Raw genomic sequence first — 25,913 nt, 5'->3', positions numbered from 1 at the left:
AGAGACATGAAGCCGGAGTGGATAAAGAGCAGTTACAGCACGTCCAGCGGTCCCGACTGCGTCGAGGTAGCCACCCCGGACGAGAGCCACGTCCTCGTCCGCGACTCCAAGAACCCCGCAGGACCCCGCCTCGACCTCACCTCAGACGCCTGGGCGACCTTCCTGCCGTACGCCTCCGGACACTGACGGAACGAACACTGTCGGCCCCCACCCGAGTACATGGGGTGCGGGCCTTACACGATTTCAGTCGACACGCGTGGAGCGGTCCAGGGTGGTTGTCCCAGGCCGCCCTACGGCCGCTACCAGGCCATTCCTATGCCCGGCGGGGAGCATACGCTCCGGACCCCAGAAACGAGCGGGGCGCCCCACAAGGAGCGCCCCGCCTCACCTCACGTCACCTCACGTCGAAGACCGCCGCCGACGCGCCCCCGGCCGCCGCTCGCTCGGCCGGGTCACCGGGTCGCCGGCCTCCACGGCCGCCGCGCGGCGGCGGGCGCCGAAGTCCGCCAGGGCCTCCGCCAGCTTGGTGACGGACGGCTCGGGGGACATGACGTCGACCCGCAGCCCGTGCTCCTCGGCCGTCTTGGCGGTCGCCGGGCCGATGCAGGCGATGACCGTCACGTTGTGCGGCTTGCCCGCGATGCCCACCAGGTTGCGGACCGTGGACGACGAGGTGAAGAGCACCGCGTCGAAGCCGCCGCCCTTGATGGCCTCCCGGGTGGTGGCCGGGGGCGGCGAGGCGCGCACCGTGCGGTAGGCGGTGACGTCGTCGACCTCCCAGCCCAGCTCGATCAGACCGGCGACCAGGGTCTCCGTGGCGATGTCGGCGCGGGGCAGGAAGACGCGGTCGATCGGGTCGAAGACCGGGTCGTACGGCGGCCAGTCCTCCAACAACCCCGCCGCCGACTGCTCGCCGCTCGGCACCAGGTCGGGCTTCACGCCGAAGGCGATGAGCGCCTTCGCGGTCTGCTCGCCGACCGCCGCGACCTTGATGCCCGCGAAGGCACGGGCGTCCAGGCCGTACTCCTCGAACTTCTCCCGGACCGCCTTCACCGCGTTGACCGACGTGAACGCGATCCACTCGTAGCGGCCCGTCACCAGGCCCTTGACCGCCCGCTCCATCTGCTGCGGGGTGCGCGGCGGTTCGACGGCGATGGTCGGGACCTCGCTGGGCACGGCCCCGTAGGACCGCAGCTGGTCGGAGAGCGACGCCGCCTGCTCCTTCGTACGCGGCACGAGCACCTTCCAGCCGAACAGCGGCTTGGACTCGAACCACGACAGCTGGTCGCGCCGGGCGGACGCGGAACGCTCACCGACCACGGCTATCACCGGACGGCCACCGTCCGGCGACGGCAGCACCTTGGCCTGCTTCAGGGTCTGGGCGACCGTGCCGAGCGTGGCGGACCAGGTCCGCTGGCGGGTGGTCGTACCGGCGATCGTCACCGTCAGCGGGGTGTCCGGCTTGCGGCCCGCCGACACCAGCTCACCGGCGGCCGCGGCCACCGAGTCGAGCGTCGTCGAGACCACGACCGTCCCGTCGGAGGCACCCACCTCCGTCCAGCACCGCGCCGTCGCCGTACGGGCGTCCACGAACCGCACGTCGGCGCCCTCGGCGTCGCGCAGCGGCACACCGGCGTACGCGGGCACACCGACGGCGTTCGCGATGCCGGGGACGACCTCGAAGGGCACCCCGGCCGCGGCACACGCCAGCATCTCCTCGGCGGCGTACGCGTCCAGCCCGGGGTCCCCGGTCACCGCACGCACGACCCGCCTGCCGCCCCGCACGGCCTCCATGACAAGATGTGCGGCATCCCGCACAGCGGGGACACCCGAGGTCGTTGACGTGCCGTCAACTACCTTCAACTGGGGCGCGCCTGTGCCCGGATCCGCCGGATCGGCGTCCGTGTGCAGTTCCGACACGCCCTGCCTCGCATGCGTGCGTACGACGTCGAGCACCTCGTGCTCGGCGACGAGGACGTCCGCGTGCGCCAGCGCCTCCACGGCGCGCAGAGTCAGCAGTCCCGGATCTCCGGGTCCGGCACCGAGGAAGGTGACGTGCCCTTGTTCCGGACCGGCGGGAAAGGTGGTGGGGCTCAATGTGCTCGCTCCCCCATCAGACCGGCCGCGCCCTGGGCGAGCATCTCGGTGGCGAGTTCGCGACCGAGTGCCATAGCCGCCTCGTGCGTTTCAGGCACGGGACCGGTGGTGGACAGCTGCACCAGCGTCGAGCCGTCGGTCGTGCCGACGACGCCACGCAGGCGCATTTCCTTGACAGTCTGCCCGTCGGCCAGAAGGTCGGCCAGCGCCCCGACGGGTGCGCTGCAGCCGGCCTCCAGGGCGGCGAGCAGTGACCGCTCGGCCGTTACGGCGGCCCGCGTGAACGGGTCGTCGAGCTCGGCGAGCGCGGCGATCAGGTCCGCGTTGTCCGCGGGGCACTCGATCGCCAGGGCCCCCTGGCCGGGGGCGGGCAAAACCGTGTCGACCGACAGGAAGTCGGTCACCTCGTCGATGCGGCCCACCCGGTTCATCCCGGCGGCGGCCAGCACGACCGCGTCCAGTTCACCGCTGCGGACGTATCCGATGCGGGTGTCGACGTTGCCCCGGATCGGGACCGTCTCGATCTCCATGCCGTGGGTGCGGGCGTACGCGTTCAGCTGCGCCATGCGACGCGGCGCGCCCGTTCCTATGCGGGCGCCGCGCGGCAGGTCGGTCAGCTTGCGCGCGTCCCGGGCGACGACCACGTCCCGCGGGTCCTCGCGCTCGGGGATCGCGGCCACCACCAGGCCCTCGTGCTGCGCCGTGGGGAGGTCCTTCAGCGAGTGAACCGCGAAGTCCACCTCGCCCCGCAGCAGCGCCTCGCGCAGCGCGGCCACGAACACGCCCGCGCCGCCGATCTGCGCCAGGTGCTCGCGCGACACGTCGCCGTACGTGGTGATCTCGACCAGCTCAACGGGCCGACCGGTCACCTGGCTCACGGCGTCCGCCACCTGCCCGGACTGGGCCATGGCGAGCTTGCTCCGCCTGGTCCCCAGCCTCAGTGCCTTCTCAGTCATGCCGGCCCTCGGTTCTTCTCAGTGCTGTTCTCGGCGCGGGAGACGGAGGCCACCGTCTCCTGGTCGAGGTCGAACAGGGTGCGCAGCGCGTCCGCGTACCCGGCGCCGCCGGGCTCGGCGGCGAGCTGCTTGACCCGCACCGTCGGCGCGTGCAGCAGCTTGTCGACCACACGCTTGACGGTCTGGGTGATCTCGGCGCGGTGCTTGTCGTCGAGCCCCGGCAGCCGCCCCTCCAGGCGGGCGATCTCGCCGGACACGACGTCGGCGGCCATGCTGCGCAGCGCGACGACGGTCGGCGTGATGTGCGCGGCCCGCTGGGCGGCGCCGAACGCGGCGACCTCGTCGGCGACGATCCGGCGGACCATGTCGACGTCGGCGGCCATCGGCGCGTCCGCGGAGGCGTCGGCGAGCGACTCGATGTCCACCAGGCGCACCCCGGCCAGGCGGTGCACGGCGGCGTCGATGTCGCGCGGCATCGCGAGGTCGAGGAGGAAGAGCACGGGCTGCGGGCGCGGCACCTCGGCGACCGGCTCGGGGCGGCGGCGCTCGGGGATGCGGCCGACGCGCGTCGCCGTCGCGGCGAGCGCGGTGATCAGCTCGGCGTCCGCCTCGGCGCCCGGCCGCCCGGTCTCGCGCTGCCGGTCCACCGTCGTACCGCTCGCGGCCCAGGCCCCGTGCTGCTCCAGCGTCGCCGCGTCCATGCCGGCCACGGCGGCCTCGCCCATGACGGAGAAACCGGACGGGACGGCGGACAGGTCCAGCGGGCAGTTCTCGTCGCCACCGGCGGTCTGCAGAGGCGTTTCGGCTGCCTCGCGCACGGCTGCTTCGCGTACGGCGGTCTCCCGTACGGCGGTGTCCACGTCCGGCGCTTCCGCGGCGGGCCCGCCGGTGCGGCCCTCGACCGCCGCGGCCACGGCGTCCGCCGTGAGGACCAGCCCGGTCGCGCCGGTGCAGGAGACGGTCACGTCGGCACGTGTCAGCTCGGCCGGCACCGCGTCCATCGGTACCGCGCGGGCCAGCACGTCCGTGTCGTCGCCCTCGGAAAGGATCTGGGCGAGCCGCTCGGCCCGCTCGAAGGTGCGGTTGGCGACCACTATCTCGGCGACCCCGGACCGCGCCAGCGTCGCGGCGGCCAGCGAGGACATCGAACCGGCGCCGATCACCAGGGCCTTCTTGCCCCGCGCCCACTGCCGCACGTCGGCACCCGCGGCGAGCTGCTCCAGGCCGAAGGTGACCAGGGACTGCCCGGCGCGGTCGATGCCGGTCTCCGAGTGGGCCCGCTTGCCGACCCGGAGCGCCTGCTGGAACAGGTCGTTCAGCAGCCGCCCGGCGGTGTGCTGGTCCTGGGCGCGGGCCAGGGAGTCCTTTATCTGGCCGAGGATCTGGCCCTCGCCGACCACCATCGAGTCGAGCCCGCAGGCCACCGAGAAGAGGTGGTGGACGGCCCGGTCCTCGTAGTGCACGTAAAGGTAAGGAGTGAGCTCCTCCAGGCCGACCCCGCTGTGCTGGGCGAGCAGCGTGGACAGCTCGGCGACACCGGCGTGGAACTTGTCCACGTCGGCGTAGAGCTCGATGCGGTTGCAGGTGGCCAGCACCGCGGCCTCGGCGGCCGGTTCGGCGGCGACCGTGTCCTGGACCAGCTTGAGCTGCGCGTCCGCGTTCAGGGACGCCCGCTCCAGCACGCTGACCGGCGCGCTGCGGTGGCTGAGTCCGACGACGAGGAGGCTCATGCCGGCATCACGGCGGGCACGTCCCCGTCGGGTCCCTGGTCGGTGGCGGACTGCTGCTTGCGGGCGACGGCGGGCGGCACGGCGCCTGCGTCGGCCACGGCCTCCTCGCCCGCCTTGCGCTGCTCGTGGAAGGCGAGGATCTGCAGCTCGATGGAGAGGTCGACCTTGCGCACGTCGACGCCCTCGGGGACGTTCAGCACGGTCGGCGCGAAGTTCAGGATGGAGGTGACACCGGCGGCCACGAGCCGGTCGCAGACCTGCTGGGCGGCGCCGGCGGGGGTCGCGATCACACCGATGGAGACACCGTCGTCCTGGATGATCTTCTCCAGCTCGTCGGTGTGCTGCACCGGGATGCCCGCGACGGGCTTTCCGGCCATTCCCGGATCGGCGTCGATCAGCGCGGCGACCCGGAATCCGCGGGAGGCGAACCCGCCGTAGTTGGCGAGCGCGGCGCCGAGGTTACCGATACCGACGATCACAACCGGCCAGTCCTGGGTGAGCCCCAGTTCGCGCGAGATCTGGTACACGAGATACTCGACGTCGTAGCCGACACCCCTGGTCCCGTAGGAGCCGAGGTAGGAGAAGTCCTTGCGCAGCTTCGCGGAGTTGACTCCCGCCGCCGCCGCCAGCTCCTCGGAGGAGACCGTGGGCACCGAGCGCTCGGAGAGCGCGGTCAGCGCGCGGAGGTACAGCGGAAGCCTGGCGACGGTGGCCTCGGGAATCCCTCGGCTGCGGGTCGCCGGTCGGTGTGTTCGGCCAGTTGCCACGGTGCTCCTGCGGGTAGAGCGGGGCTGTAGGCGGTCATACGTCCCTACATGACCGCCCCGTCGAATGCAGGCTATGTCTTTGTGAACGCGTGCACAAAGATGGTGTCCGATTTGCCCGGCCAACGTGACCGGGCTCACGCGCGCCCGGCGCACGAACCGGGAACCGGCGCGTACACGCACGCGTTCCTCTTCCATCGAGGGCAAAGCCGCACACGCTCCTCACGATCAACGCCCCCGAGACCAAGTCACCATCGATCCTAAGCGACCATCCGGACTACTTGTACTGATCGGTCAGTGCCTTGCGCAGGCGTTCCTCGTTCACACGCCAGAAGGTGTGCTGCCTGCCGTCGACCAGGACGACCGGGATCTGTTCCCAGTACTCGTCGTGAAGTTGGCGGTCCTCGGTGATGTCCTTCCCCTCCCAGGGGACACCGAGGTCGGCACAGACCTTCTCGACGACCAGCTGTGCGTCATCACACAGATGACAGCCGGGTTTGCGGATGAGGGTGACGAGATGGTTCTCGGAGTGCTCGGGGGACTGAGCGGGCTGCGGGGTCCCGTGCGGCTGCGGGTCTCGCGGGGCCTGCGGACCGGTCGCGGGCTTTCGGCGGAAGAGGGGACTCATGCCGGCCATTCTCCCGCGCGCGGCCGCCCTCGTAACGGTGCGGTCGTCCAGAGTTCACAGCCTCCGAACCTCTCGACTCCGAAGCCCCCGAACAAACTGGCTATGCTCACGGACATGGCCGCTCTTCGATGGCTCACCCCCCGCAGGCGCTCCGCCACGGCGCGGAGCGTGTTGGCAGGCGAGGCCTCGGCGGAGGCAGCCCGCAAGTCCGCGCAGGCCGCTGAGGCGACCGCCCCCGACACCGGCGCGGAGCCCGAGTTCCCGGTCCACGGCGACGAGCGGGCGGCCGCCTTCTTCGACCTCGACAACACCGTGATGCAGGGCGCCGCGATCTTCCACTTCGGCCGGGGCCTGTACAAGCGGAAGTTCTTCGAGACCCGCGACCTCGCCCGGTTCGCCTGGCAGCAGGCGTGGTTCCGGCTCGCCGGGTTCGAGGACCCCGAGCACATGCAGGACGCCCGCGACTCCGCGCTCTCGATCGTCAAGGGCCACCGCGTCTCCGAGCTGAGGTCGATCGGCGAGGAGATCTACGACGAGTACATGGCCGAACGGATCTGGCCGGGCACCCGCGCCCTCGCCCAGGCCCACCTGGACGCCGGGCAGAAGGTCTGGCTGGTCACCGCGGCCCCGGTGGAGATCGCCCAGGTGATCGCCCGCCGCCTCGGCCTGACCGGAGCGCTGGGCACGGTGGCCGAGTCGATCGGCGGCGTCTACACGGGCAAGCTCGTCGGCGAACCCCTGCACGGCCCCGCGAAGGCGGAGGCGGTACGGGCGCTGGCGACGGCGGAGGGCCTGGACCTGTCCCGCTGCGCCGCCTACAGCGACTCCCACAACGACATCCCGATGCTGTCCCTGGTCGGCCACCCGTACGCGATCAACCCGGATTCCAAGCTGCGCAAGCATGCCCGGGAGCTGGAGTGGCGGCTGCGGGACTACCGCACCGGCCGCAAGGCGGCCAAGGTCGGCATCCCGGCGGCCGCGGGCGTCGGCGCCGTGGCCGGCGGCACCGCGGCGGCCATCGCGCTGCACCGCCGCCGCCGCTGACCGCGCTCCGTCGTCGGGCCAATGCCGTCGGGCCACTGCGGTGGGCCACGGCGTTGGGCCAATCGATGTGACGTACCCCCGAGGCAGCCTCTCCAGTCCCCTTTCCTCACATCGACCACAACACGCTCTGTAGTCACACGAAATCCGAACCGATCCGGTCATCAACCGATCACTCTATGGCAGCTGATCGAGCGTCAATCGGGCACGGAAGCGACGTAATCGATGATTTGAGCAACTGGGCGTAGCAGTGCCTGCACGAAGCGTTATTCTCCTCAGACGCATTCCGGCACCCCACCTTCGCTACGACGGGTGAATGGTTCCGTACTGCACGTGATGGAAGCTCTGCCTCTGGGAGTCCCGTGTACCCACACGTCGGGGTTGACGCCTCGGGCCTGGCTACGCTGCGCGCAACGGTCAAAACAGCCCAAGACCTGTTGCGCGGCTTCGTCCCCACCGCGTACGCCGTCCCCGCCCTCGCCACGGCCACCGTCCCCGCCGGCCCTTGCTACGCACTGGCCGACTCGGGCGCCGCCGTCGGCAGACGGGCGCGGTCGTCCTCGTCCGGGGCCGCCGCCACCCACCGGCGCCCCGCCGCCGACAGCGACAGCGCCCGCATGATGGATCTGGTCGAACGGGCCCAGGCCGGCGAGGCCGAGGCCTTCGGCCGGCTCTACGACCAGTACAGCGACACCGTGTACCGCTACATCTACTACCGGGTGGGCGGCAAGGCGACCGCCGAGGACCTCACCAGCGAGACCTTCCTGCGGGCCCTGCGGCGCATCGGCACCTTCACCTGGCAGGGCCGCGACTTCGGCGCCTGGCTGGTGACCATCGCCCGCAACCTCGTCGCCGACCACTTCAAGTCCAGCCGCTTCCGGCTGGAGGTCACCACCGGCGAGATGCTCGACGCCAACGAGGTCGAGCGGTCCCCCGAGGACTCCGTCCTCGAGTCCCTCTCCAACGCCGCCCTGCTGGACGCCGTACGACGGCTCAACCCGCAGCAGCAGGAGTGCGTGACCCTGCGCTTCCTCCAGGGCCTCTCGGTCGCCGAGACGGCCCGGGTCATGGGCAAGAACGAGGGTGCCATCAAGACGCTCCAGTACCGGGCCGTACGCACCCTCGCCCGGCTCCTCCCGGACGACGCGCGCTGAGAGCACTTCCGGCGCTCACCCTTCGCGTTCCCCAAGTCACCCCTGGTGAAAGTCCGTTGAGACAGCGGTCCGATCATCCACCGTCCGTAACCCAAGTGCCGCGCCACTCGTTGTGCGGGATGCAGGCTCCCTGTGGTCACCCCCTGACCGACTCCGATCACACGATCGGGTGGTTCCGGTCGGGGTGTGCAACCCTCAGGACCCCCTGGGGAGTCGACCGTCATGACGAGAGGAGGTGCCGCCAGTGATCGCGAACGTATCGGCACACCGGCGGGCGAACGCCTTCGCCCAGGCTCTGGAGGAGCAGTCCGATCCCGGGGCGGCGGCCGAGCAGTCCGGAGGCCCGGCAGCCGCCGGGGAACAGACCGAGCAGGGTCGTCTGCTGACCCTCGCCACCGGCCTGGAGACACTGCCGCGGCCCGAGCTTGATCCCGAGGTCAAGGTCGTCCAGCGGGCCCAGCTGGTGGCCGCGTTCGAATCCATGCTCCAGGAGGGCACCGCGGGCGGGGCGGCGGACCCTTCGGTTCCCGAACAGCGCCGGGCGCGCGGCACCCACCGGGCGGCCCCGCTGAAGAGGTTCCGGCCGCGCTCGCGGCTGGCGAAGGGCCTCACCGCGGGCGGGCTGAGCGTGAGCGTGGCCGCCGGAGCCTTCGGCGGAGTCGCCGCAGCCAGTTCGGACGCCCTGCCCGGCGACTCGCTCTACGGCCTCAAGCGCGGCATAGAGGACTTCCGCCTCGGCCTCGCCGACGGGGACGACGAGCGCGGCCGGGCCTACCTGGACCTGGCGTCCACCCGGTTGAACGAGGCACGCAGGCTGATGGAGCGCGGCCGCAGCGGCTCCCTCGACCACGAGTCCCTCGGCGAGATCCGCCGAGCCCTGTCCGGCATGCGGCACGACGCCTCCGAGGGCCACCGGCTGCTCAGCGCGGTGTACGCCCGCGACCCCGGCTCCCTGGCCCCCATGCAGGCCCTCTCCACCTTCTCCCGCTCCCACCGGGAGACCTGGGGAGCCCTGCGCGACCGGCTGCCCGTGCAGCTCGGGGACGTCAGCGAGCAGGTGTCGTCGGTGTTCGACGCCATAGAGGACGACGTGGCGCCGCTGCAGTCCATGCTGCCGCAGCCGCCCGACCGGGAAACCGGCGGCGCGGACGACGGCCGCCCGGGCAGTTCCGGATCGGCGACCAGCGACGCCCCCGGCTCCGGCGGCGGTCACTCGTCGGCGCCCAGCACCGGCGACGGCGGCACCTCCGAGCGCGGGCGCACGGACAGCGGCCGGCCCAGCGAGTCCACCGGCTCCGGCCAGGAGAACGACGGCCTGCTCGGCGGCGGCACGGGCGGCCTGCTCGACCCGCCCGAGGACAGCAGCCCCGCCTCCCCGTCCACGGGCGGCAACACCCCGCCCGCCCAGCCGGACGTCACCCTCCCACCCCTCCTCCCGGGCCTCCTGCCCGGCCTGGGCATCGAGGCGGACGACGCGGAGTGAGCATGATGGGGGTGCCCCTCGCACGAGGGGCACCCCCGTCGTCGTCTCAGAAGAACCCGGACCTCCGCTGCACCAACAACAGCTTGGCCCCTCCTGTCTGCTCTGCTGCCCTCGCACCGCTCCGCGGGCTTCGACCAGCTGCGCCGGACTCCGTCCGTCGGCTCACCGCACCCACCGCGCCGTCCACGCACCCCGTCTCAGAAGAACACCGACCTCCGCTGCACCAGCAACTTGTAGAGCGTGTGCTGGATCTGCTCCCGCACCTGGTCGGTCAGGTTGAACATCAGCATCGGGTCCTCGGCCGCCTCCGCCGGATAGCCGTCCGTCGGGATCGGCTCGCCGAACTGAATCGTCCACTTCGTCGGCAACGGCACCGCGCCCAGCGGCCCCAGCCACGGGAAGGTCGGCGTCAGCGGGAAGTACGGGAAGCCCAGCAGCCGCGCCAGCGTCTTCGCGTTGCCGATCATCGGGTAGATCTCCTCCGCGCCGACGATCGAGCACGGGATGATCGGCACCCCCTGCCGCAGCGCCGTCGACACGAAGCCGCCCCGCCCGAAACGCTGGAGCTTGTAGCGCTCGCTGAACGGCTTCCCGATCCCCTTGAAGCCCTCCGGCATCACCCCGACCAGCTCACCCTGGGCGAGCAGCCGCTCGGCGTCCTCCGCGCAGGCCAGCGTGTGCCCCAGTTTGCGGGCCAGTTCGTTGACCACCGGCAGCACGAACACCAGGTCCGCCGCCAGCAGCCGCAGATGCCGGTCGGCCGGATGGTGGTCGTGCACGGCGACCTGCATCATCAGACCGTCCAGCGGCAGCGTCCCCGAGTGGTTCGCCACGATCAGCGCCCCGCCCTCGGCCGGGATGTTCTCCACGCCCTTCACCTCGACCCGGAAGTACTTCTCGTACACCGGACGGAGCATGGACATCAGCACCTGGTCGGTCAGCTCGGCGTCGTAACCGAAGTCGTCGACCTCGTAGTCACCGGTGAGACGACGGCGCAGGAAGGCCAGGCCGCCCGCGATACGCCGCTCCAGCCCTCCGTCCGCGCCCACGCCCACGTCCGCGCCCTCGGGCGACCCCGGCTCGGGCGTCACGGCGTCGCCGTCCCCGCCGGCCGTCCCCCGCACCGGCAGCGGCTGCACCTCCCGGACCGGCGCGGACTCCGCCGAGCCCTTGCGCCGGCTCCCCGTACCCCGGCGCCGGGCCGGGCGCTGGGCCGCGTTCCCCCCGCTGCCGCCGCTCCCCCGCGACCGGTCGTCGTCGAACGGAATGACCTTGGCGTCCGCCATCGTTGATGCGCTCCTCAGTTGGCGCTCTGCGTCGGGAGGTGACCGCTGCCCCGCAGGGACAGCTCCGCGATCCGGTCGACGGCCCCCGCGAGGGCCTCGGGCGGCAGCAGACCCGCGCCACGGCCGCGCGCGAAGTCCGCGAACGCCCCGGCCGTCGAGTACTTCGGCCGGAAACCCAGGGTCTCGCGCATCTGCGTGGTGTCCACCACCCGCCCGTGGGTGAGCAGCCGGATCTGCTCGGGGGAGAAGTCCGTCATCCCCAGCGTACGCACGAGCGAGCCCGCCCAGGTGACCGCGGGCAGCAGCAGCGGCACCGTGGGGCGGCCCAGCCGACGCGAGCACTGCGAGAGGGTCAGGACACCGTCTCCCGCGATGTTGAAGGTGCCGCTGTTCAGCGTGGACCGCCGCGGCTCGTGCGAGGAGATCCGCAGCACCTCGATCACGTCGTCCTCGTGCACGAACTGCAGCCGCGGATCGTAGCCGAACACCGTCGGCAGCACCGGCAGCCCGAAGTACGAGGCGAGCGGCGTGTCCGCGGCCGGCCCCAGGATGTTGGCGAACCGCAGCACGGCCACCGCGACATCCGGACGGCGCCGGGCGAAGCCCCGCACGTACCCCTCGACCTCGACGGCGTCCTTGGCGAAGCCGCCGCTGGGCAGCGACTTGGGCGCGGTGGTCTCCGTGCAGACGGCCGGATCGCGCGGCGCGGACCCGTAGACGTTCGTACTGGACTTCACCACCAGCCGCTGCACGGCCGGCGACTTCTGGCAGGCACCGAGCAGCTGCATCGTGCCGATGACGTTGGTCTCCTTGACCGAGGTACGGCTGCCACCGCCCAGCGGGGTGCCCGTGACGTCCAGGTGGACCACCGTGTCCGCCCCGGTCTCCGCGAGGATGCGCCCGATCGCAGACTGGCGGATGTCGGCCTGGACGAACTCCGCGCCGCCCAGATGGTGCTCCGGCGCGACGGCGTCCACGCCGACCACCCGGTCCACGTCGGGGTCACGCTGGATGCGCCGGACGAACCGGCCGCCCAGCTGACGGGCCACTCCGGTCACGAGCACGACCTTGCCCAAGATCAGCGCCTTCCTTCCGCCCTGCTGCGTACCCTGCCGCGTTCCCCGCCTGCGGGCCAACTTAGCCGGTCGGTGTTGCGCTGTGATGACCGACGGACGCGGCAAGTGACGAGAATTCGCACCCGGGGCCCGGTACGACTGTGGCCCCCCACCGGATGCGGTGGGGGGCCACAGACCACGCTGACGGCGCAGCGTCGCTTACTTCTTGTTGCGACGCTGAACGCGCGTGCGCTTCAGCAGCTTGCGGTGCTTCTTCTTGGCCATCCGCTTGCGCCGCTTCTTGATAACAGAGCCCACGACTACCCTCGCTCACTTCTCATCACTCGGTTGGTGAGCGCCATGGGCCCACACGACCTACGAGGGGCCAGCCTACCCGCCCGAGCGCTGAGGTCGTAATCGAGGTCGTCAGGCCGTTTCCACCCCCACGTAACTCTCCCGGAGGTACTCGTGAACCGCTTGCTCCGGGACACGGAACGACCGTCCCACCCGGATCGCGGGCAGATGACCGCTGTGCACCAACCGGTACACGGTCATCTTGGACACGCGCATCACCGAGGCGACCTCCGCCACGGTAAGGAACTGAACCTCGTTCAGAGGCCTTTCGCCAGCTGCAGCCATGACACACCTGAACCTTCCGCACTCGACGGCCACCGGCTTCCCCTTCCGGTGACTCTTCGTCGCTGCGTGCTCACTCCCCAATGTAGGGGCGGGTGATGCGAGTGGGGAAGAGGTGCACCCATCACATCCCTACCGTGACAGACACGCCCGATTGAGTACGTAGCGGGTAAGCGGCCGGTAGTACTCAGACCGCACACCGTCATCAAGTGGAACGACCACGGACACGGACCCCTCGGCCTCACCGACGAAGAGCGCGGGATCGTCCGTATCGGCCGGCCCGATCGCCTCGAACCCCAGCTGACCTGCACCGCAAACCCACCCGTGGTCCCCGATCACCAACTCGGGCAGCGGCCCGCCGGCGTCGGCCGCGGCGGCCAGCGCGGTACGAACCGGGAGCGGCGAATGCGTGTGCGCGCCGGGCTCACCACCGGCGCGCCCGGCGCCGGGTTCCCGCACCAACGCGACTCCCCGGACGTAGTCGAGGTTGTACGTGCGTAGACCGAACCGGGTCGTTATGTCGATACGGCGACCCTGCGCCGGGGTGAGGACGGCACATCCCGCCGCCGACAACGCCTCGGCCAAGGCGACGTAGAAACCGAGCAGCCGGTGCGGGTGCCCGGTGCCGAGGAGCACCGGACCGCGACGCTCAGCCACGGCGGCGAGCCTTCCGGCGAACGCGTCCAGTGCCGCCAGCGTCCGGTCCGGATCGATCACGTCCGGGCCCTCGGTCCGACACGGATCGGCCGAGACCCCGCACCTGTCCGCCATCAGCCCGAGCAGCTCCCGGTGCCCCCAGTCCCGCGCCGGGTCGATCCCGATCAGCACCCGCGGATCCCGCGCCGCGAACAACCGGTAGCTCCGCAGACTCACCTCCCGGGATGTCGCCACCACCCCGGCAAGACGAACGTCGAGAAGATGAGCCCGAAGAGCTCGACGGGTCAGCACGAACCAGATGCTGCCGGGTCCAGCCGTCTCCCGGGTGAGGAACGCGGCAATCTACCCACGGTCGGCGTAACGTTCCCGCTCCCTCCAGCGGCACCCCGCAACGCCGGGCTGCGACACCCGCCCCGGCCGGCACCCACACCGGGCAACCAACGACCCACCCCCGCTACGCCAACAACCCCCGCAACGGAAACACCGCCCGCCGAGCCGCCACCACCGCCTGATCCAACCGATCCGCGGGGTCGTACCCCGCCTCCCACGACGCCCACCCCACCGGCCATCGCCCATCGGTCATCCGCATCGGCCCCAGCTGCCGCGTCCGCGCGAACACCTCCTGCCGCCACCCCTCCGGGATCACCGTCTCCGGCTCCACCGGCCGCCCCGCCGCGATCCCCACCAGATGCGTCCACGACCGCGGCACCACGTCCACCACGGCGTAGCCACCGCCCCCGAGCGCCACCCACCGCCCCCCGGCGTACTCGTGCGCCAGGTCGTGGCACGCCACCTGCACCGCCCGCTGCGCGTCCAGCGACACCGCCAGGTGCGCCAGCGGATCCTCGAAGTGCGTGTCCGCCCCGTGCTGCGTCACCAGCACCTGCGGCCGGAAGTCCGCCAGCACCTCCGGCACCACCGCGTGGAACGCCCGCAACCACCCCGCGTCCCCGGTCCCGGCCGGCAGCGCGACGTTCACCGCCGACCCCTGCGCGCACTCCGCCCCCGTCTCCTCCGGCCACCCGGTCTGCGGGAACAGCGTCCGCGGATGCTCGTGCAGCGACACCGTCAGCACCCGCGGGTCCTCCCAGAACGCCGCCTGCACCCCGTCCCCGTGGTGCACGTCCACATCCACGTACGCGACCCGCTCGGCCCCCAGCTCCAGCAGCCGCGCGATCGCCAGCGCCGCGTCGTTGTAAACGCAGAACCCGGACGCCGCGCCCGGCATCGCGTGGTGCAGCCCGCCCGCGAAGTTCACCGCGTGCGGCGCCTCCCCGCGCCACACCGCCTCCGCCGCCCCCACCGACTGCCCGGCGATCAGCGCGGACACCTCGTGCATCCCCGCGAAGGCCGGATCGTCCACCGTCCCGAGTCCGTACGACACGTCCGCCGCGTCCGGCTCCACCGACGCCGCCTTCACCGCGTCGATGTAGTCCTCCCGGTGCACGAGCCGCAGCGTCGACTCCCCCGCCGCACGCGCCGCGACCACGTCCACCTCCCGGTCGAGCCCGAGGGCGCCGACCAGACTCCGTGTCAGGGCGAGCCGGACCGGATCCATCGGATGCTCCGGCCCGAAGTCATAGCCCGTTACTGCCTCGTCCCACATCAGCTGTGCGCGGCCGCTCATGCCCGTCACCGTATCGGTCCCGTTGAGACTCGAACGACCTGGCGTACACGACCGTCACCAGCACCAACACCATCGGTACGAGCATCGCCCCGCGATAGCTCCAGGCGTCCCCGAGCGCCCCCACCAACGGCGAACCGATCAGGAAACCGACGTAGTTGAACACATTGAGCCGCGCCACCGCCGCGTCGGACGCCCCCGGACCGCCGCCCCTCTCCTCGGCCAGCCGCCCCGCCGCCGCGAACGTCTGCGGCACCAGCACGCACAACCCCAGCCCCAGCAGCGTGAACCCGAGCATCCCCGCCCAGGCCCCCGGCGCTCCCGCCACCACGGCGAACCCACCCGCCGCTACCACGGCCCCACCCCGCACCACCGCCACGGCCCCGAACCGCCGCACCCCGAAGTCCCCCAGGGCCCGCCCCACCAGCGTGGTCACCATGTACACGTTGTACGGCACGGTGGCGAGCTGCTCGGAACTCCCCAGCACGTCCTGGAGGTACTTGGCGCTCCAGTTGGAAACGGTCGAGTCCCCGATGTACGCGAACGTCATCACCAGGCACAACGGCAACAGCACCTTGAACCCGACGCCCGCACCCTCCGCCGCTCGCGACCCGCCCTTCCCGACGCCCTCCTCGTCGACGTACCACCGGCTCCCCACCAGCGCCAGCGGCAAGAGCACCACCACGACCGGCAGGTACGACACCCACAACGCGAGGTCCCAGTGCGCCCCCGCCCAGGCCAGCGAGGCCCCCAGGATCCCGCCCAGGCTGTACGCCGCGTGGAACCCCAGCATGATGCTGCGCCCGTACGCCCGCTGGAGACTCACGCCGAGCATGTTCATCGAGGCGTCCAGCGCCCCCACGGCGAGCCCGAAGAGCCCGAGCGCCACGGCCAGCGCCGCCACCCCGTCCCCAGCCCCGACGCCGAGCAGCGTCAGCAGCACCACCGGCTGGGACCACCGCAGCAGCCGGCTCGGCCGCGCCCGCCGCACCAAGCGCCCGGTCACGACGCTCCCGACCCCCGCCAGCACGGGCACGGCGGCCAGGAAGACGGGCAGCAGCGCGTCGGAGACCCCGTACCGGTCCTGGACGGCCGGGATCCGCGTCACCAGCAGGGCGAAGGCGACGCCCTGGGCGAAGAAGCCGAACGCCAACGAGACCCTGCCGCGCCGCAGCACATCCGTCATGGCGGCGAGCGTAGAGCTCCCGCTTACCCGTGGGTAGATCCAGCCAGAGATGAATCCTGCTCAGCTTTTCCGGTCAGGTCGTCAGCAACCCCGCCAGCTCCCCCATGTCCTGGAAGAGCCCGGTGGCCCCGGCCAGCTTCCCGGCCGGCGTCATCGCCGTGAACCCGTACACGTCCATCCCGGCGGCGACGGCCGCCCGCACACCCAGCGGACTGTCCTCCACGACGACACACCGCTCCGGCGCGACGCCCATCCGCTCCGCCGCGTACAGGAACAGGTCCGGAGCGGGCTTCCCCCGCCCCACGTCCTGGGAGCTGAAGATCCGCTCGTCCTCGAACCACCGGTCCAGCCCCGTCTTCCGGTGCCCCACCCGGATCCGCTCGTGGCTCCCCGAGGACGCCACGCAGTACGGCACTCCGTCCACCGCCAGCTTCTCCAGCAGCCCGACGACCCCGGGCACGGCCTCCAGGTCCTCCTCGAACGCGGCGAAGACCCGCCGGTGAAACACGTCGTCGAAGTCCTCGGGCAGCTTCCGCCCCGTCCGCTCCAGTACGAGGTCGTGCACCCGGTGCATCGCGGCGCCCATGTAGTCCCGCAGGGAGTCCTCGTACGACGTCGGGTGCCCGAGCTCGCTCAGATAGCCGGCCAGCAGCCGGTTCGAGATCGGCTCACTGTCGACGAGGACGCCGTCGTTGTCGAAGATAACCAGGTCGTAGCGCATACGGAGACACTAAACGACCCCTGAAATGCAGAAAGCCCCGCACCGTTCCCGGTGCGGGGCTTTCTCGCAATAACTGTTCGGCGGCGTCCTACTCTCCCACAGGGTCCCCCCTGCAGTACCATCGGCGCTGTAAGGCTTAGCTTCCGGGTTCGGAATGTAACCGGGCGTTTCCCCTACGCTATGACCACCGAAACACTATGAAACTCTCAACCGCACCACGCCTGTGACGAGCGTGGGGTTGTTCGTGGTTTCAGAACCAACACAGTGGACGCGAGCAACTGAGGACAAGCCCTCGGCCTATTAGTACCAGTCAACTCCACACCTTACGGCGCTTCCATATCTGGCCTATCAACCCAGTCGTCTACTGGGAGCCTTACCCCATCAAGTGGGTGGGAGTCCTCATCTCGAAGCAGGCTTCCCGCTTAGATGCTTTCAGCGGTTATCCCTCCCGAACGTAGCCAACCAGCCATGCCCTTGGCAGAACAACTGGCACACCAGAGGTTCGTCCGTCCCGGTCCTCTCGTACTAGGGACAGCCCTTCTCAAGACTCCTACGCGCACAGCGGATAGGGACCGAACTGTCTCACGACGTTCTAAACCCAGCTCGCGTACCGCTTTAATGGGCGAACAGCCCAACCCTTGGGACCGACTCCAGCCCCAGGATGCGACGAGCCGACATCGAGGTGCCAAACCATCCCGTCGATATGGACTCTTGGGGAAGATCAGCCTGTTATCCCCGGGGTACCTTTTATCCGTTGAGCGACGGCGCTTCCACAAGCCACCGCCGGATCACTAGTCCCGACTTTCGTCCCTGCTCGACCCGTCGGTCTCACAGTCAAGCTCCCTTGTGCACTTACACTCAACACCTGATTGCCAACCAGGCTGAGGGAACCTTTGGGCGCCTCCGTTACTCTTTAGGAGGCAACCGCCCCAGTTAAACTACCCATCAGACACTGTCCCTGATCCGGATCACGGACCCAGGTTAGACATCCAGCACGACCAGACTGGTATTTCAACGACGACTCCACCCACACTGGCGTGCGAGCTTCAAAGTCTCCCAGCTATCCTACACAAGCCGAACCGAACACCAATATCAAACTGTAGTAAAGGTCCCGGGGTCTTTCCGTCCTGCTGCGCGAAACGAGCATCTTTACTCGTAGTGCAATTTCACCGGGCCTATGGTTGAGACAGTCGAGAAGTCGTTACGCCATTCGTGCAGGTCGGAACTTACCCGACAAGGAATTTCGCTACCTTAGGATGGTTATAGTTACCACCGCCGTTTACTGGCGCTTAAGTTCTCAGCTTCGCCTGGACGAATCCAAGCTAACCGGTCCCCTTAACGTTCCAGCACCGGGCAGGCGTCAGTCCGTATACATCGCCTTACGGCTTCGCACGGACCTGTGTTTTTAGTAAACAGTCGCTTCTCGCTGGTCTCTGCGGCCACCCCCAGCTCACGGAGTAAATCCGATCACCAGGCGTGGCCCCCCTTCTCCCGAAGTTACGGGGGCATTTTGCCGAGTTCCTTAACCATAGTTCACCCGAACGCCTCGGTATTCTCTACCTGACCACCTGAGTCGGTTTAGGGTACGGGCCGCCATGAAACTCGCTAGAGGCTTTTCTCGACAGCATAGGATCATCCACTTCACCACAATCGGCTCGGCATCAGGTCTCAGCCTTGTGTGCGACGGATTTACCTACCGCACGGCCTACACCCTTACCCCGGGACAACCACCGCCCGGGATGGACTACCTTCCTGCGTCACCCCATCACTCACCTACTAACCGCTTGGTTCAGCGGCTCCACCACTCCCCTTCACCCGAAGGATCCAGGGCGGCTTCACGGCCTTAGCATCACGATGCTCGATGTTTGACGCTTCACAGCGGGTACCGGAATATCAACCGGTTATCCATCGACTACGCCTGTCGGCCTCGCCTTAGGTCCCGACTTACCCTGGGCAGATCAGCTTGACCCAGGAACCCTTAGTCAATCGGCGCAAACGTTTCTCACGTTTGTATCGCTACTCATGCCTGCATTCTCACTCGTGAACCGTCCACAACTCGCTTACGCGGCTGCTTCACCCGGCACACGACGCTCCCCTACCCATCACAGCCGGCGTTAGCCGTCATGCTGCAATGACACGACTTCGGCGGTACGCTTGAGCCCCGCTACATTGTCGGCGCGGAATCACTAGACCAGTGAGCTATTACGCACTCTTTCAAGGGTGGCTGCTTCTAAGCCAACCTCCTGGTTGTCTGTGCGACTCCACATCCTTTCCCACTTAGCGTACGCTTAGGGGCCTTAGTCGATGCTCTGGGCTGTTTCCCTCTCGACCATGGAGCTTATCCCCCACAGTCTCACTGCCGCGCTCTCACTTACCGGCATTCGGAGTTTGGCTAAGGTCAGTAACCCGGTAGGGCCCATCGCCTATCCAGTGCTCTACCTCCGGCAAGAAACACACGACGCTGCACCTAAATGCATTTCGGGGAGAACCAGCTATCACGGAGTTTGATTGGCCTTTCACCCCTAACCACAGGTCATCCCCCAGGTTTTCAACCCTGGTGGGTTCGGTCCTCCACGAAGTCTTACCTCCGCTTCAACCTGCCCATGGCTAGATCACTCCGCTTCGGGTCTTGAGCGTGCTACTCAACCGCCCTGTTCGGACTCGCTTTCGCTACGGCTACCCCACTCGGGTTAACCTCGCAACACACCGCAAACTCGCAGGCTCATTCTTCAAAAGGCACGCAGTCACGACGCAAGGACAAGTCCTTGCGCGACGCTCCCACGGCTTGTAGGCACACGGTTTCAGGTACTATTTCACTCCGCTCCCGCGGTACTTTTCACCATTCCCTCACGGTACTATCCGCTATCGGTCACCAGGGAATATTTAGGCTTAGCGGGTGGTCCCGCCAGATTCACACGGGATTTCTCGGGCCCCGTGCTACTTGGGTGTCTCTCAAGCAAGCCGCTGACGTTTCGACTACGGGGGTCTTACCCTCTACGCCGGACCTTTCGCATGTCCTTCGCCTACATCAACGGTTTCTGACTCGCCCTACGGCCGGCAGACCGTAGAAGAGAGATCCCACAACCCCGCACACGCAACCCCTGCCGGGTCTCACACGTATACGGTTTGGCCTCATCCAGTTTCGCTCGCCACTACTCCCGGAATCACGGTTGTTTTCTCTTCCTGCGGGTACTGAGATGTTTCACTTCCCCGCGTTCCCTCCACACTGCCTATGTGTTCAGCAGCGGGTGACAGCCCATGACGACTGCCGGGTTTCCCCATTCGGACACCCCCGGATCAAAGCCTGGTTGACGACTCCCCGGGGCCTATCGTGGCCTCCCACGTCCTTCATCGGTTCCTGGTGCCAAGGCATCCACCGTGCGCCCTTAAAAACTTGGCCACAGATGCTCGCGTCCACTGTGCAGTTCTCAAACAACGACCAACCACCCATCACCCCGGGACCACATCCCGAGTGCACTGGGGCCGGCACTGAAGGAAGATCATTCCCTCAGACACCCAACAGCGTGCCCGGCCCAGTCCCGCCCGGTGATCATGCGTTCCACGCTCCGAAGAGCAGTACTAGCAGCCACCGACCCGTGGTCTGAACCGAGTAGTCAACGTTCCACCCATGAGCAACCAGTGCGAGACGTTCGCTCGCATGCTGGCCTCTGAACCAAGCAAAGCCTGGATAAGAAGTGCTCCTTAGAAAGGAGGTGATCCAGCCGCACCTTCCGGTACGGCTACCTTGTTACGACTTCGTCCCAATCGCCAGTCCCACCTTCGACAGCTCCCTCCCACAAGGGGTTGGGCCACCGGCTTCGGGTGTTACCGACTTTCGTGACGTGACGGGCGGTGTGTACAAGGCCCGGGAACGTATTCACCGCAGCAATGCTGATCTGCGATTACTAGCGACTCCGACTTCATGGGGTCGAGTTGCAGACCCCAATCCGAACTGAGACCGGCTTTTTGAGATTCGCTCCACCTCGCGGTATCGCAGCTCATTGTACCGGCCATTGTAGCACGTGTGCAGCCCAAGACATAAGGGGCATGATGACTTGACGTCGTCCCCACCTTCCTCCGAGTTGACCCCGGCGGTCTCCCGTGAGTCCCCAACACCCCCGAAGGGGCTTGCTGGCAACACGGGACAAGGGTTGCGCTCGTTGCGGGACTTAACCCAACATCTCACGACACGAGCTGACGACAGCCATGCACCACCTGTACACCGACCACAAGGGGGACCCTGTCTCCAGGGTTTTCCGGTGTATGTCAAGCCTTGGTAAGGTTCTTCGCGTTGCGTCGAATTAAGCCACATGCTCCGCCGCTTGTGCGGGCCCCCGTCAATTCCTTTGAGTTTTAGCCTTGCGGCCGTACTCCCCAGGCGGGGCACTTAATGCGTTAGCTGCGGCACGGACAACGTGGAATGTTGCCCACACCTAGTGCCCACCGTTTACGGCGTGGACTACCAGGGTATCTAATCCTGTTCGCTCCCCACGCTTTCGCTCCTCAGCGTCAGTATCGGCCCAGAGATCCGCCTTCGCCACCGGTGTTCCTCCTGATATCTGCGCATTTCACCGCTACACCAGGAATTCCGATCTCCCCTACCGAACTCTAGCCTGCCCGTATCGACTGCAGACCCGGGGTTAAGCCCCGGGCTTTCACAACCGACGTGACAAGCCGCCTACGAGCTCTTTACGCCCAATAATTCCGGACAACGCTTGCGCCCTACGTATTACCGCGGCTGCTGGCACGTAGTTAGCCGGCGCTTCTTCTGCAGGTACCGTCACTTTCGCTTCTTCCCTGCTGAAAGAGGTTTACAACCCGAAGGCCGTCATCCCTCACGCGGCGTCGCTGCATCAGGCTTTCGCCCATTGTGCAATATTCCCCACTGCTGCCTCCCGTAGGAGTCTGGGCCGTGTCTCAGTCCCAGTGTGGCCGGTCGCCCTCTCAGGCCGGCTACCCGTCGTCGCCTTGGTGAGCCATTACCTCACCAACAAGCTGATAGGCCGCGGGCTCATCCTGCACCGCCGGAGCTTTCGAACCTCACGGATGCCCGCGAGGATCAGTATCCGGTATTAGACCCCGTTTCCAGGGCTTGTCCCAGAGTGCAGGGCAGATTGCCCACGTGTTACTCACCCGTTCGCCACTAATCCCCACCCGAAGGTGGTTCATCGTTCGACTTGCATGTGTTAAGCACGCCGCCAGCGTTCGTCCTGAGCCAGGATCAAACTCTCCGTGAATGTTTACCCGTAATCGGGTGACACCACGAGAGCGGAACAGTCGGAGGAATAGTCCGACCGTTCACAGCGTCCTCGCTGTGTTATTTCAAAGGAACCTCAACCCGATCGAACCGATCAGGTCGGGGTATCAACATATCTGGCGTTGACTTTTGGCACGCTGTTGAGTTCTCAAGGAACGGTCGCTTCCTTTGTACTCACCCTCTCGGGCTTTCCTCCGGGCGCTTCCCTTCGGTCTTGCGTTTCCGACTCTATCAGATCTTTCCGACCCGATTTCCTCGGTGCTTTCCAGGTTCCCGCTTTCGCGTTTCCCTTTCCGGCGGTTCCGACTCTATCAGATCCTTTCGGGCTCTGATTCCCCGTCAGAGGGGGTTGCCTTCGCGGCTGTTGGGCCGTTCCGACGGAGTGAGACTTTAGCGGATTCCCGGCCTCCGAGCTAATCGGGGACCGCGTCCTGTCGGACGTGGATTCCTCATTCCGTAATTGCACGCACCGACAACACGACGACGACGTCGACAATGCGACAGCCCGTCGAGGTGTGTTGGTACTTACGGAATCGCTGTCCGGGGACCGACCGGAGTCGGCGCTCACGTCGGACAACTCGGAGAACACTACGAGTGGGCCCCCAAGGTGTCAAATCCCGAGCCTGGCGCTCCGCCGGGGCGTAGTGTGGAGGGCGTGATGACGCGTACGTGTACTCAGCTCTGGTGGGCCGCCTGACGGCGGCCGTACACACGTATGCACTCGACGGCCGCCGCTTCGGCGGCCGTTCTCGTATCTCCCTCCGGGAGGGGCGGCCGGCGGATGGCGGCGGTCCTGACCAGGAGGTGGAGAGATGACACGGGTCTTCAGTGGGGTAAAGCCGACCGGGCACCTGACGCTGGGCAACTATCTGGGCGCCATGCGGAAGTGGGTCACGGTCGACCAGCATCGGTCGGACGCGGTGTTCTGCGTCGTCGACCTGCACGCACTGACCGTCGACCACGATCCGGCGCGGGTGCGCAGACTGAGCCGGCAGGCGGCGTCGCTGTTGCTGGCGGCGGGGCTGGAGCCGGAGCGGTGCACGGTGTTCGTGCAGAGCCACGTGGACGAGCACGCGCGGTTGTCGTACGTGCTGGAGTGCGTCGCCACCGACGGGGAGATGCGGCGGATGATCCAGTACAAGGAGAAGGCCGCGCGTGAGCGGGTGCGGGGCGGGAGTGTGCGGCTGTCGCTGCTGACGTATCCGGTGCTGATGGCGGCGGACATCCTGGCGTACGGGACGGACGAGGTGCCGGTGGGGGACGACCAGGCGCAGCACGTGGAACTGGCGCGGGATCTCGCGGTGCGGTTCAACCAGCGGTACGGGCACACGTTCGTGGTGCCCCGGGCGACCCTGCCGGGTGTGGCGGCCCGGGTCATGAACCTGCAGGACCCGACGTCGAAGATGGGGAAGAGCGACGATGTCGGGCCGGGGATCGTCTACCTGCTGGACGAGCCGGACGTGGTGCGGAAGAAGGTCGCGCGGGCCGTGACCGACAGCGGGCGGGAGGTCGTGTACGACCGTGAGGCGCGGCCGGGGCTCGCCAATCTGCTGGAGATCCTCGCCTCCTGCACGGGTGGGGAGCCGGCGGAGCTGGCGGGTGCGTACGACTCGTACGGGGCGCTGAAGAAGGACGCCGCCGAGGCCGTCGTCGAGGTGCTTCGTCCCGTGCGGGAGCGGCACAAGGAGCTGTGCGCGGATCCCGGGTACGTGGAGGGCGTGCTGAGGGAGGGGGCGGACAAGGCTCGGGCGATGGCCCGGCCGACCGTGGATGCGGCCTACCGGGCGATCGGGTTGCTGCCGCCGGTGAACGCGGCTCGGTAGGCGCGGGGGCTGGTGGCGAGGCGCGATGCGAAGTGCTGGCGCATCGTGACCTCGCTGCCGAAGCCGGACCGGCGGGCCACCTCGGGCATGGCCAGGTCGGTGCGCTCCAGGAGTTTCTGGGCGGCGGCGACACGCTGGTCGAGGAGCCAGCGGAGCGGGGTGGTACCGGTCGCCGCCGTGAAGTGGCGGGCGAAGGTGCGGGGGGACATGCCCGCGCGGGCTGCCAGGTCGGCGACGGTGAGAGGTTCGTGCAGGTGGCGCAGGGCGTGCTCGCGGACGTCGGCGAGGGCGTCGGCGTCCCGGTCGGCGCGGGGTGTGGGGTGCTCGATGAACTGGGCCTGTGTGCCTGTGCGGAAGGGGGCGGTGACCATCGAGCGGGCGATGGTGGCGGCGGCCTCGGCGCCGTGGGCCAGACGGACCAGGTGGAGGCAGAGGTCGATGCCCGCCGCCGTGCCCGCGGCGGTCCAGATGTTGTCGTCCTCGATGAAGAGGGCGTCCGGGACGACCTTGATCCGAGGGTGCCGGGTCCGGAGGAGGTCGACCAGGCGCCAGTGGGTGATGGCACGGCGGTCGTCGAGGAGGCCTGCCTGGGCGAGGGTGAAGGCGCCTCCGCAGAGGGCGGCGACAGGCGTGCCGCGGGCATGGGCGCGGCGGAGGGCGTCGAGGACCGGGGCGGGTGCCGGGGTGACGTGGTCGTCGAGGCCGGGCACCACGACCAGGTCGGCCCGGTCCAGCCAGTCGAGCGGGCGGTCGGGGTGGAGGGCGAGGCCGCCGCGCATCGGGACGACGGTGGTGCCGTCGACGGCGGCGCGGCGCAGCTCGAAGGCGGGGGCGCCCCGGTCGGTGCGGTCGGCGCCCCACACCTCGGTGATGACGGAGACGTCGAAGGCCCGGATACCCGGGAAGGCGACCATGGCGATGCGGTAGGGGGCTGCCATGAGTGGCAGTAAACCATCGGTCGCTGACTTCTGTACCTCTGTGATCTGGTCCCGCGGGGCGTGACCATCGGGGCATGGAGATCCTGGAGAACGCGGCACTGGTGGTCGTGGACGTGCAGAAGGGCTTCGAGGAAGCCGACTTCTGGGGTACGCGCAACAATCCGGCGGCGGACGACAACATCGCCGCACTCATCGACGCATGGCAGTCGGCCGGGCGGCCGGTCGTCTTCGTGCGGCACGACTCCGCCGAGCCTGGATCGCCGTTGCGGGCCGGGTACCGGGGCAACGGGTTCAAGGAGTACGTGGAGCAGCGGCGCGGGAAGGGCGGCGGGGCCGAGTTGCTGGTCACGAAGTCCGTGAACTCGGCGTTCCTGGGGTCGCCGGACCTGGGCGCCTGGCTGCGCGGGGCGGGAATCTCGCAGATCGTGCTGGCCGGGATCCAGACCAACATGTGCGTCGAGACGACGGCACGGATGGGCGGGAACCTCGGATACGAGGTCGTCGTCGCCCTCGACGCCACGTACACCTTCGGGCTGGCGGGACCCTTCGGCTGGCGGCAGAGCGCCGACGAGCTGGCCCGGGCATCGGCGGTTTCGCTGCACGGGGGCGGCTTCGCGCGGGTGGTGACGACCGAGGACGTGCTGAGCGCGGCGAAGTGAGCCCCGCCCCTGGTGCGCGGACCGGGGCGGGGCGCACGGGGCGGCGGTCTCGGTCGGTCGCCGGTCGGCTCGTGGAGTCGCTGGGCCGGGCCCACAGCGCCGGCCCAGACACGGATGTCCTTGACGCGAGCGGGCAGGTGCCGCGTCAGAGACGATGTCGGTGTCGGCCTCGTTCGGCGAGAATTCGGCGAGAACGTGAACTTCGCCGGTCCGTCCCC

Annotated in this window: 20 protein-coding genes and 3 rRNA genes; 6 read left to right on the top strand and 17 right to left on the bottom strand. The window is 68.6% G+C overall.

The features are described 5' to 3' along the window. Window positions 1-6 precede the first annotated feature (6 nt). Window positions 7-186 (top strand): DUF397 domain-containing protein, encoded by a 180-nt coding sequence (locus tag M6G08_RS10550; RefSeq protein ID WP_272591305.1) that lies wholly within the window; start codon window positions 7-9, stop codon window positions 184-186. Between the two features lie 213 nt (window positions 187-399). Here M6G08_RS10550 and M6G08_RS10545 read toward each other — a convergent pair whose 3' ends face one another. The 5 genes from M6G08_RS10545 to M6G08_RS10525 form a co-directional block, all read right to left on the bottom strand. Continuing rightward, window positions 400-2,097 carry a bifunctional uroporphyrinogen-III C-methyltransferase/uroporphyrinogen-III synthase gene (locus tag M6G08_RS10545; protein ID WP_272586907.1) on the bottom strand — a complete coding sequence of 566 codons (1,698 nt, stop codon included), beginning with the start codon at window positions 2,095-2,097 and terminating at the stop codon, window positions 400-402. After that, window positions 2,094-3,053 (bottom strand): hydroxymethylbilane synthase, encoded by a 960-nt coding sequence (gene hemC / locus M6G08_RS10540; RefSeq protein ID WP_272586906.1) that lies wholly within the window; start codon window positions 3,051-3,053, stop codon window positions 2,094-2,096. The genes M6G08_RS10545 and hemC overlap by 4 nt, the downstream gene beginning before the upstream one ends. Beyond that, the gene (locus M6G08_RS10535; protein ID WP_272586905.1) at window positions 3,050-4,783 is read right to left on the bottom strand and encodes a glutamyl-tRNA reductase; all 1,734 of its coding nucleotides are present in this window, start codon (window positions 4,781-4,783) and stop codon (window positions 3,050-3,052) included. The genes hemC and M6G08_RS10535 overlap by 4 nt, the downstream gene beginning before the upstream one ends. Beyond that, window positions 4,780-5,550 (bottom strand): redox-sensing transcriptional repressor Rex, encoded by a 771-nt coding sequence (locus tag M6G08_RS10530; protein WP_272586904.1) that lies wholly within the window; start codon window positions 5,548-5,550, stop codon window positions 4,780-4,782. Before M6G08_RS10530 ends, M6G08_RS10535 begins: the two co-directional genes overlap by 4 nt. A gap of 274 nt (window positions 5,551-5,824) precedes the next feature. Continuing rightward, complete coding sequence (locus M6G08_RS10525; RefSeq protein ID WP_272586903.1) at window positions 5,825-6,184, bottom strand: glutaredoxin family protein; 360 nt, start codon at window positions 6,182-6,184, stop codon at window positions 5,825-5,827. 105 nt (window positions 6,185-6,289) lie between these two features. Between M6G08_RS10525 and M6G08_RS10520 the strand changes: the two genes are divergently transcribed. The 3 genes from M6G08_RS10520 (at window position 6,290) to M6G08_RS10510 (ending at window position 9,853) form a co-directional block, all read left to right on the top strand. Next, window positions 6,290-7,219, top strand: a complete 930-nt coding sequence (locus M6G08_RS10520) for an HAD family hydrolase (protein WP_272586902.1) — start codon at window positions 6,290-6,292, stop codon at window positions 7,217-7,219. 359 nt (window positions 7,220-7,578) lie between these two features. Then, window positions 7,579-8,370, top strand: a complete 792-nt coding sequence (locus M6G08_RS10515; RefSeq protein ID WP_073725606.1) for an ECF subfamily RNA polymerase sigma factor, BldN family — start codon at window positions 7,579-7,581, stop codon at window positions 8,368-8,370. Window positions 8,371-8,614: 244 nt separating this feature from the next. After that, entirely contained in the window at window positions 8,615-9,853 is a 1,239-nt protein-coding gene (locus M6G08_RS10510) for a DUF5667 domain-containing protein (RefSeq protein ID WP_272586901.1), read from the top strand. A 197-nt stretch (window positions 9,854-10,050) separates the two neighbouring features. Here the strand turns inward: M6G08_RS10510 and M6G08_RS10505 are convergent, their stop codons facing one another. From M6G08_RS10505 to M6G08_RS10455, 11 genes are all read right to left on the bottom strand, one after another. After that, the gene (locus M6G08_RS10505; RefSeq protein ID WP_272586900.1) at window positions 10,051-11,139 is read right to left on the bottom strand and encodes a lysophospholipid acyltransferase family protein; all 1,089 of its coding nucleotides are present in this window, start codon (window positions 11,137-11,139) and stop codon (window positions 10,051-10,053) included. 14 nt (window positions 11,140-11,153) lie between these two features. After that, on the bottom strand, window positions 11,154-12,215 hold the full coding sequence (locus M6G08_RS10500; protein ID WP_272586899.1) for an NAD-dependent epimerase/dehydratase family protein: 1,062 nt from the start codon (window positions 12,213-12,215) through the stop codon (window positions 11,154-11,156). A gap of 198 nt (window positions 12,216-12,413) precedes the next feature. Beyond that, a complete protein-coding gene (locus M6G08_RS10495; RefSeq protein WP_003948845.1) occupies window positions 12,414-12,512 on the bottom strand; it encodes a 30S ribosomal protein bS22 in 99 nt (32 codons plus the stop codon). A 108-nt stretch (window positions 12,513-12,620) separates the two neighbouring features. Beyond that, window positions 12,621-12,833 (bottom strand): helix-turn-helix domain-containing protein, encoded by a 213-nt coding sequence (locus M6G08_RS10490; protein WP_004984898.1) that lies wholly within the window; start codon window positions 12,831-12,833, stop codon window positions 12,621-12,623. Window positions 12,834-12,962: 129 nt separating this feature from the next. Beyond that, window positions 12,963-13,778, bottom strand: coding sequence for a phosphatase (locus M6G08_RS10485; protein ID WP_272586898.1), 816 nt, complete (start codon window positions 13,776-13,778; stop codon window positions 12,963-12,965). A 163-nt stretch (window positions 13,779-13,941) separates the two neighbouring features. Beyond that, entirely contained in the window at window positions 13,942-15,114 is a 1,173-nt protein-coding gene (locus M6G08_RS10480) for an acetoin utilization protein AcuC (protein WP_272586897.1), read from the bottom strand. Then, complete coding sequence (locus tag M6G08_RS10475; RefSeq protein ID WP_272586896.1) at window positions 15,065-16,297, bottom strand: MFS transporter; 1,233 nt, start codon at window positions 16,295-16,297, stop codon at window positions 15,065-15,067. The genes M6G08_RS10480 and M6G08_RS10475 overlap by 50 nt, the downstream gene beginning before the upstream one ends. 73 nt (window positions 16,298-16,370) lie before the next feature. Then, entirely contained in the window at window positions 16,371-17,018 is a 648-nt protein-coding gene (locus M6G08_RS10470) for an HAD family hydrolase (protein WP_272586895.1), read from the bottom strand. A gap of 75 nt (window positions 17,019-17,093) precedes the next feature. Continuing rightward, window positions 17,094-17,210: ribosomal RNA gene (gene rrf / locus M6G08_RS10465) — 5S ribosomal RNA — on the bottom strand. An 88-nt stretch (window positions 17,211-17,298) separates the two neighbouring features. Further along, window positions 17,299-20,418 (bottom strand): 23S ribosomal RNA (locus M6G08_RS10460). A 306-nt stretch (window positions 20,419-20,724) separates the two neighbouring features. Continuing rightward, window positions 20,725-22,255: ribosomal RNA gene (locus M6G08_RS10455) — 16S ribosomal RNA — on the bottom strand. Together the 16S, 23S and 5S rRNA genes form the textbook arrangement of a ribosomal RNA operon. 832 nt (window positions 22,256-23,087) lie before the next feature. Here M6G08_RS10455 and trpS point away from each other — a divergent pair. Next, window positions 23,088-24,098, top strand: a complete 1,011-nt coding sequence (trpS, locus tag M6G08_RS10450) for a tryptophan--tRNA ligase (protein WP_272586894.1) — start codon at window positions 23,088-23,090, stop codon at window positions 24,096-24,098. Here the strand turns inward: trpS and M6G08_RS10445 are convergent. Then, window positions 24,053-25,036, bottom strand: a complete 984-nt coding sequence (locus M6G08_RS10445) for a GlxA family transcriptional regulator (protein WP_272586893.1) — start codon at window positions 25,034-25,036, stop codon at window positions 24,053-24,055. The genes trpS and M6G08_RS10445 overlap by 46 nt on opposite strands. Window positions 25,037-25,110: 74 nt before the next feature. Between M6G08_RS10445 and M6G08_RS10440 the strand changes: the two genes are divergently transcribed. Then, window positions 25,111-25,695: a cysteine hydrolase family protein gene (locus tag M6G08_RS10440; protein WP_272586892.1), complete on the top strand. Its 585-nt coding sequence runs from the start codon at window positions 25,111-25,113 to the stop codon at window positions 25,693-25,695. Window positions 25,696-25,913 lie beyond the last annotated feature (218 nt).

Origin of the sequence: Streptomyces sp. M92, assembly GCF_028473745.1 — a bacterium.
GTDB lineage: Bacteria > Actinomycetota > Actinomycetes > Streptomycetales > Streptomycetaceae > Streptomyces.
The sequence above is the reverse complement of the archived record's forward strand: the minus strand, read 5'-3'. Positions and strand labels throughout refer to the sequence as shown.

Coding starts and splice junctions, on each gene's coding strand:
- M6G08_RS10550 (WP_272591305.1), top strand. CDS start 7: ATGAAGCCGGAGTGGATAAAGAGCAGTTACAGCACGTCCAGCGGTCCC.
- hemC (WP_272586906.1), bottom strand. CDS start 3,053: ATGACTGAGAAGGCACTGAGGCTGGGGACCAGGCGGAGCAAGCTCGCC.
- M6G08_RS10535 (WP_272586905.1), bottom strand. CDS start 4,783: ATGAGCCTCCTCGTCGTCGGACTCAGCCACCGCAGCGCGCCGGTCAGC.
- M6G08_RS10525 (WP_272586903.1), bottom strand. CDS start 6,184: ATGGCCGGCATGAGTCCCCTCTTCCGCCGAAAGCCCGCGACCGGTCCG.
- M6G08_RS10520 (WP_272586902.1), top strand. CDS start 6,290: ATGGCCGCTCTTCGATGGCTCACCCCCCGCAGGCGCTCCGCCACGGCG.
- M6G08_RS10505 (WP_272586900.1), bottom strand. CDS start 11,139: ATGGCGGACGCCAAGGTCATTCCGTTCGACGACGACCGGTCGCGGGGG.
- M6G08_RS10490 (WP_004984898.1), bottom strand. CDS start 12,833: ATGGCTGCAGCTGGCGAAAGGCCTCTGAACGAGGTTCAGTTCCTTACC.
- M6G08_RS10480 (WP_272586897.1), bottom strand. CDS start 15,114: ATGAGCGGCCGCGCACAGCTGATGTGGGACGAGGCAGTAACGGGCTAT.
- M6G08_RS10475 (WP_272586896.1), bottom strand. CDS start 16,297: ATGACGGATGTGCTGCGGCGCGGCAGGGTCTCGTTGGCGTTCGGCTTC.
- M6G08_RS10470 (WP_272586895.1), bottom strand. CDS start 17,018: ATGCGCTACGACCTGGTTATCTTCGACAACGACGGCGTCCTCGTCGAC.
- trpS (WP_272586894.1), top strand. CDS start 23,088: ATGACACGGGTCTTCAGTGGGGTAAAGCCGACCGGGCACCTGACGCTG.
- M6G08_RS10445 (WP_272586893.1), bottom strand. CDS start 25,036: ATGGCAGCCCCCTACCGCATCGCCATGGTCGCCTTCCCGGGTATCCGG.
- M6G08_RS10440 (WP_272586892.1), top strand. CDS start 25,111: ATGGAGATCCTGGAGAACGCGGCACTGGTGGTCGTGGACGTGCAGAAG.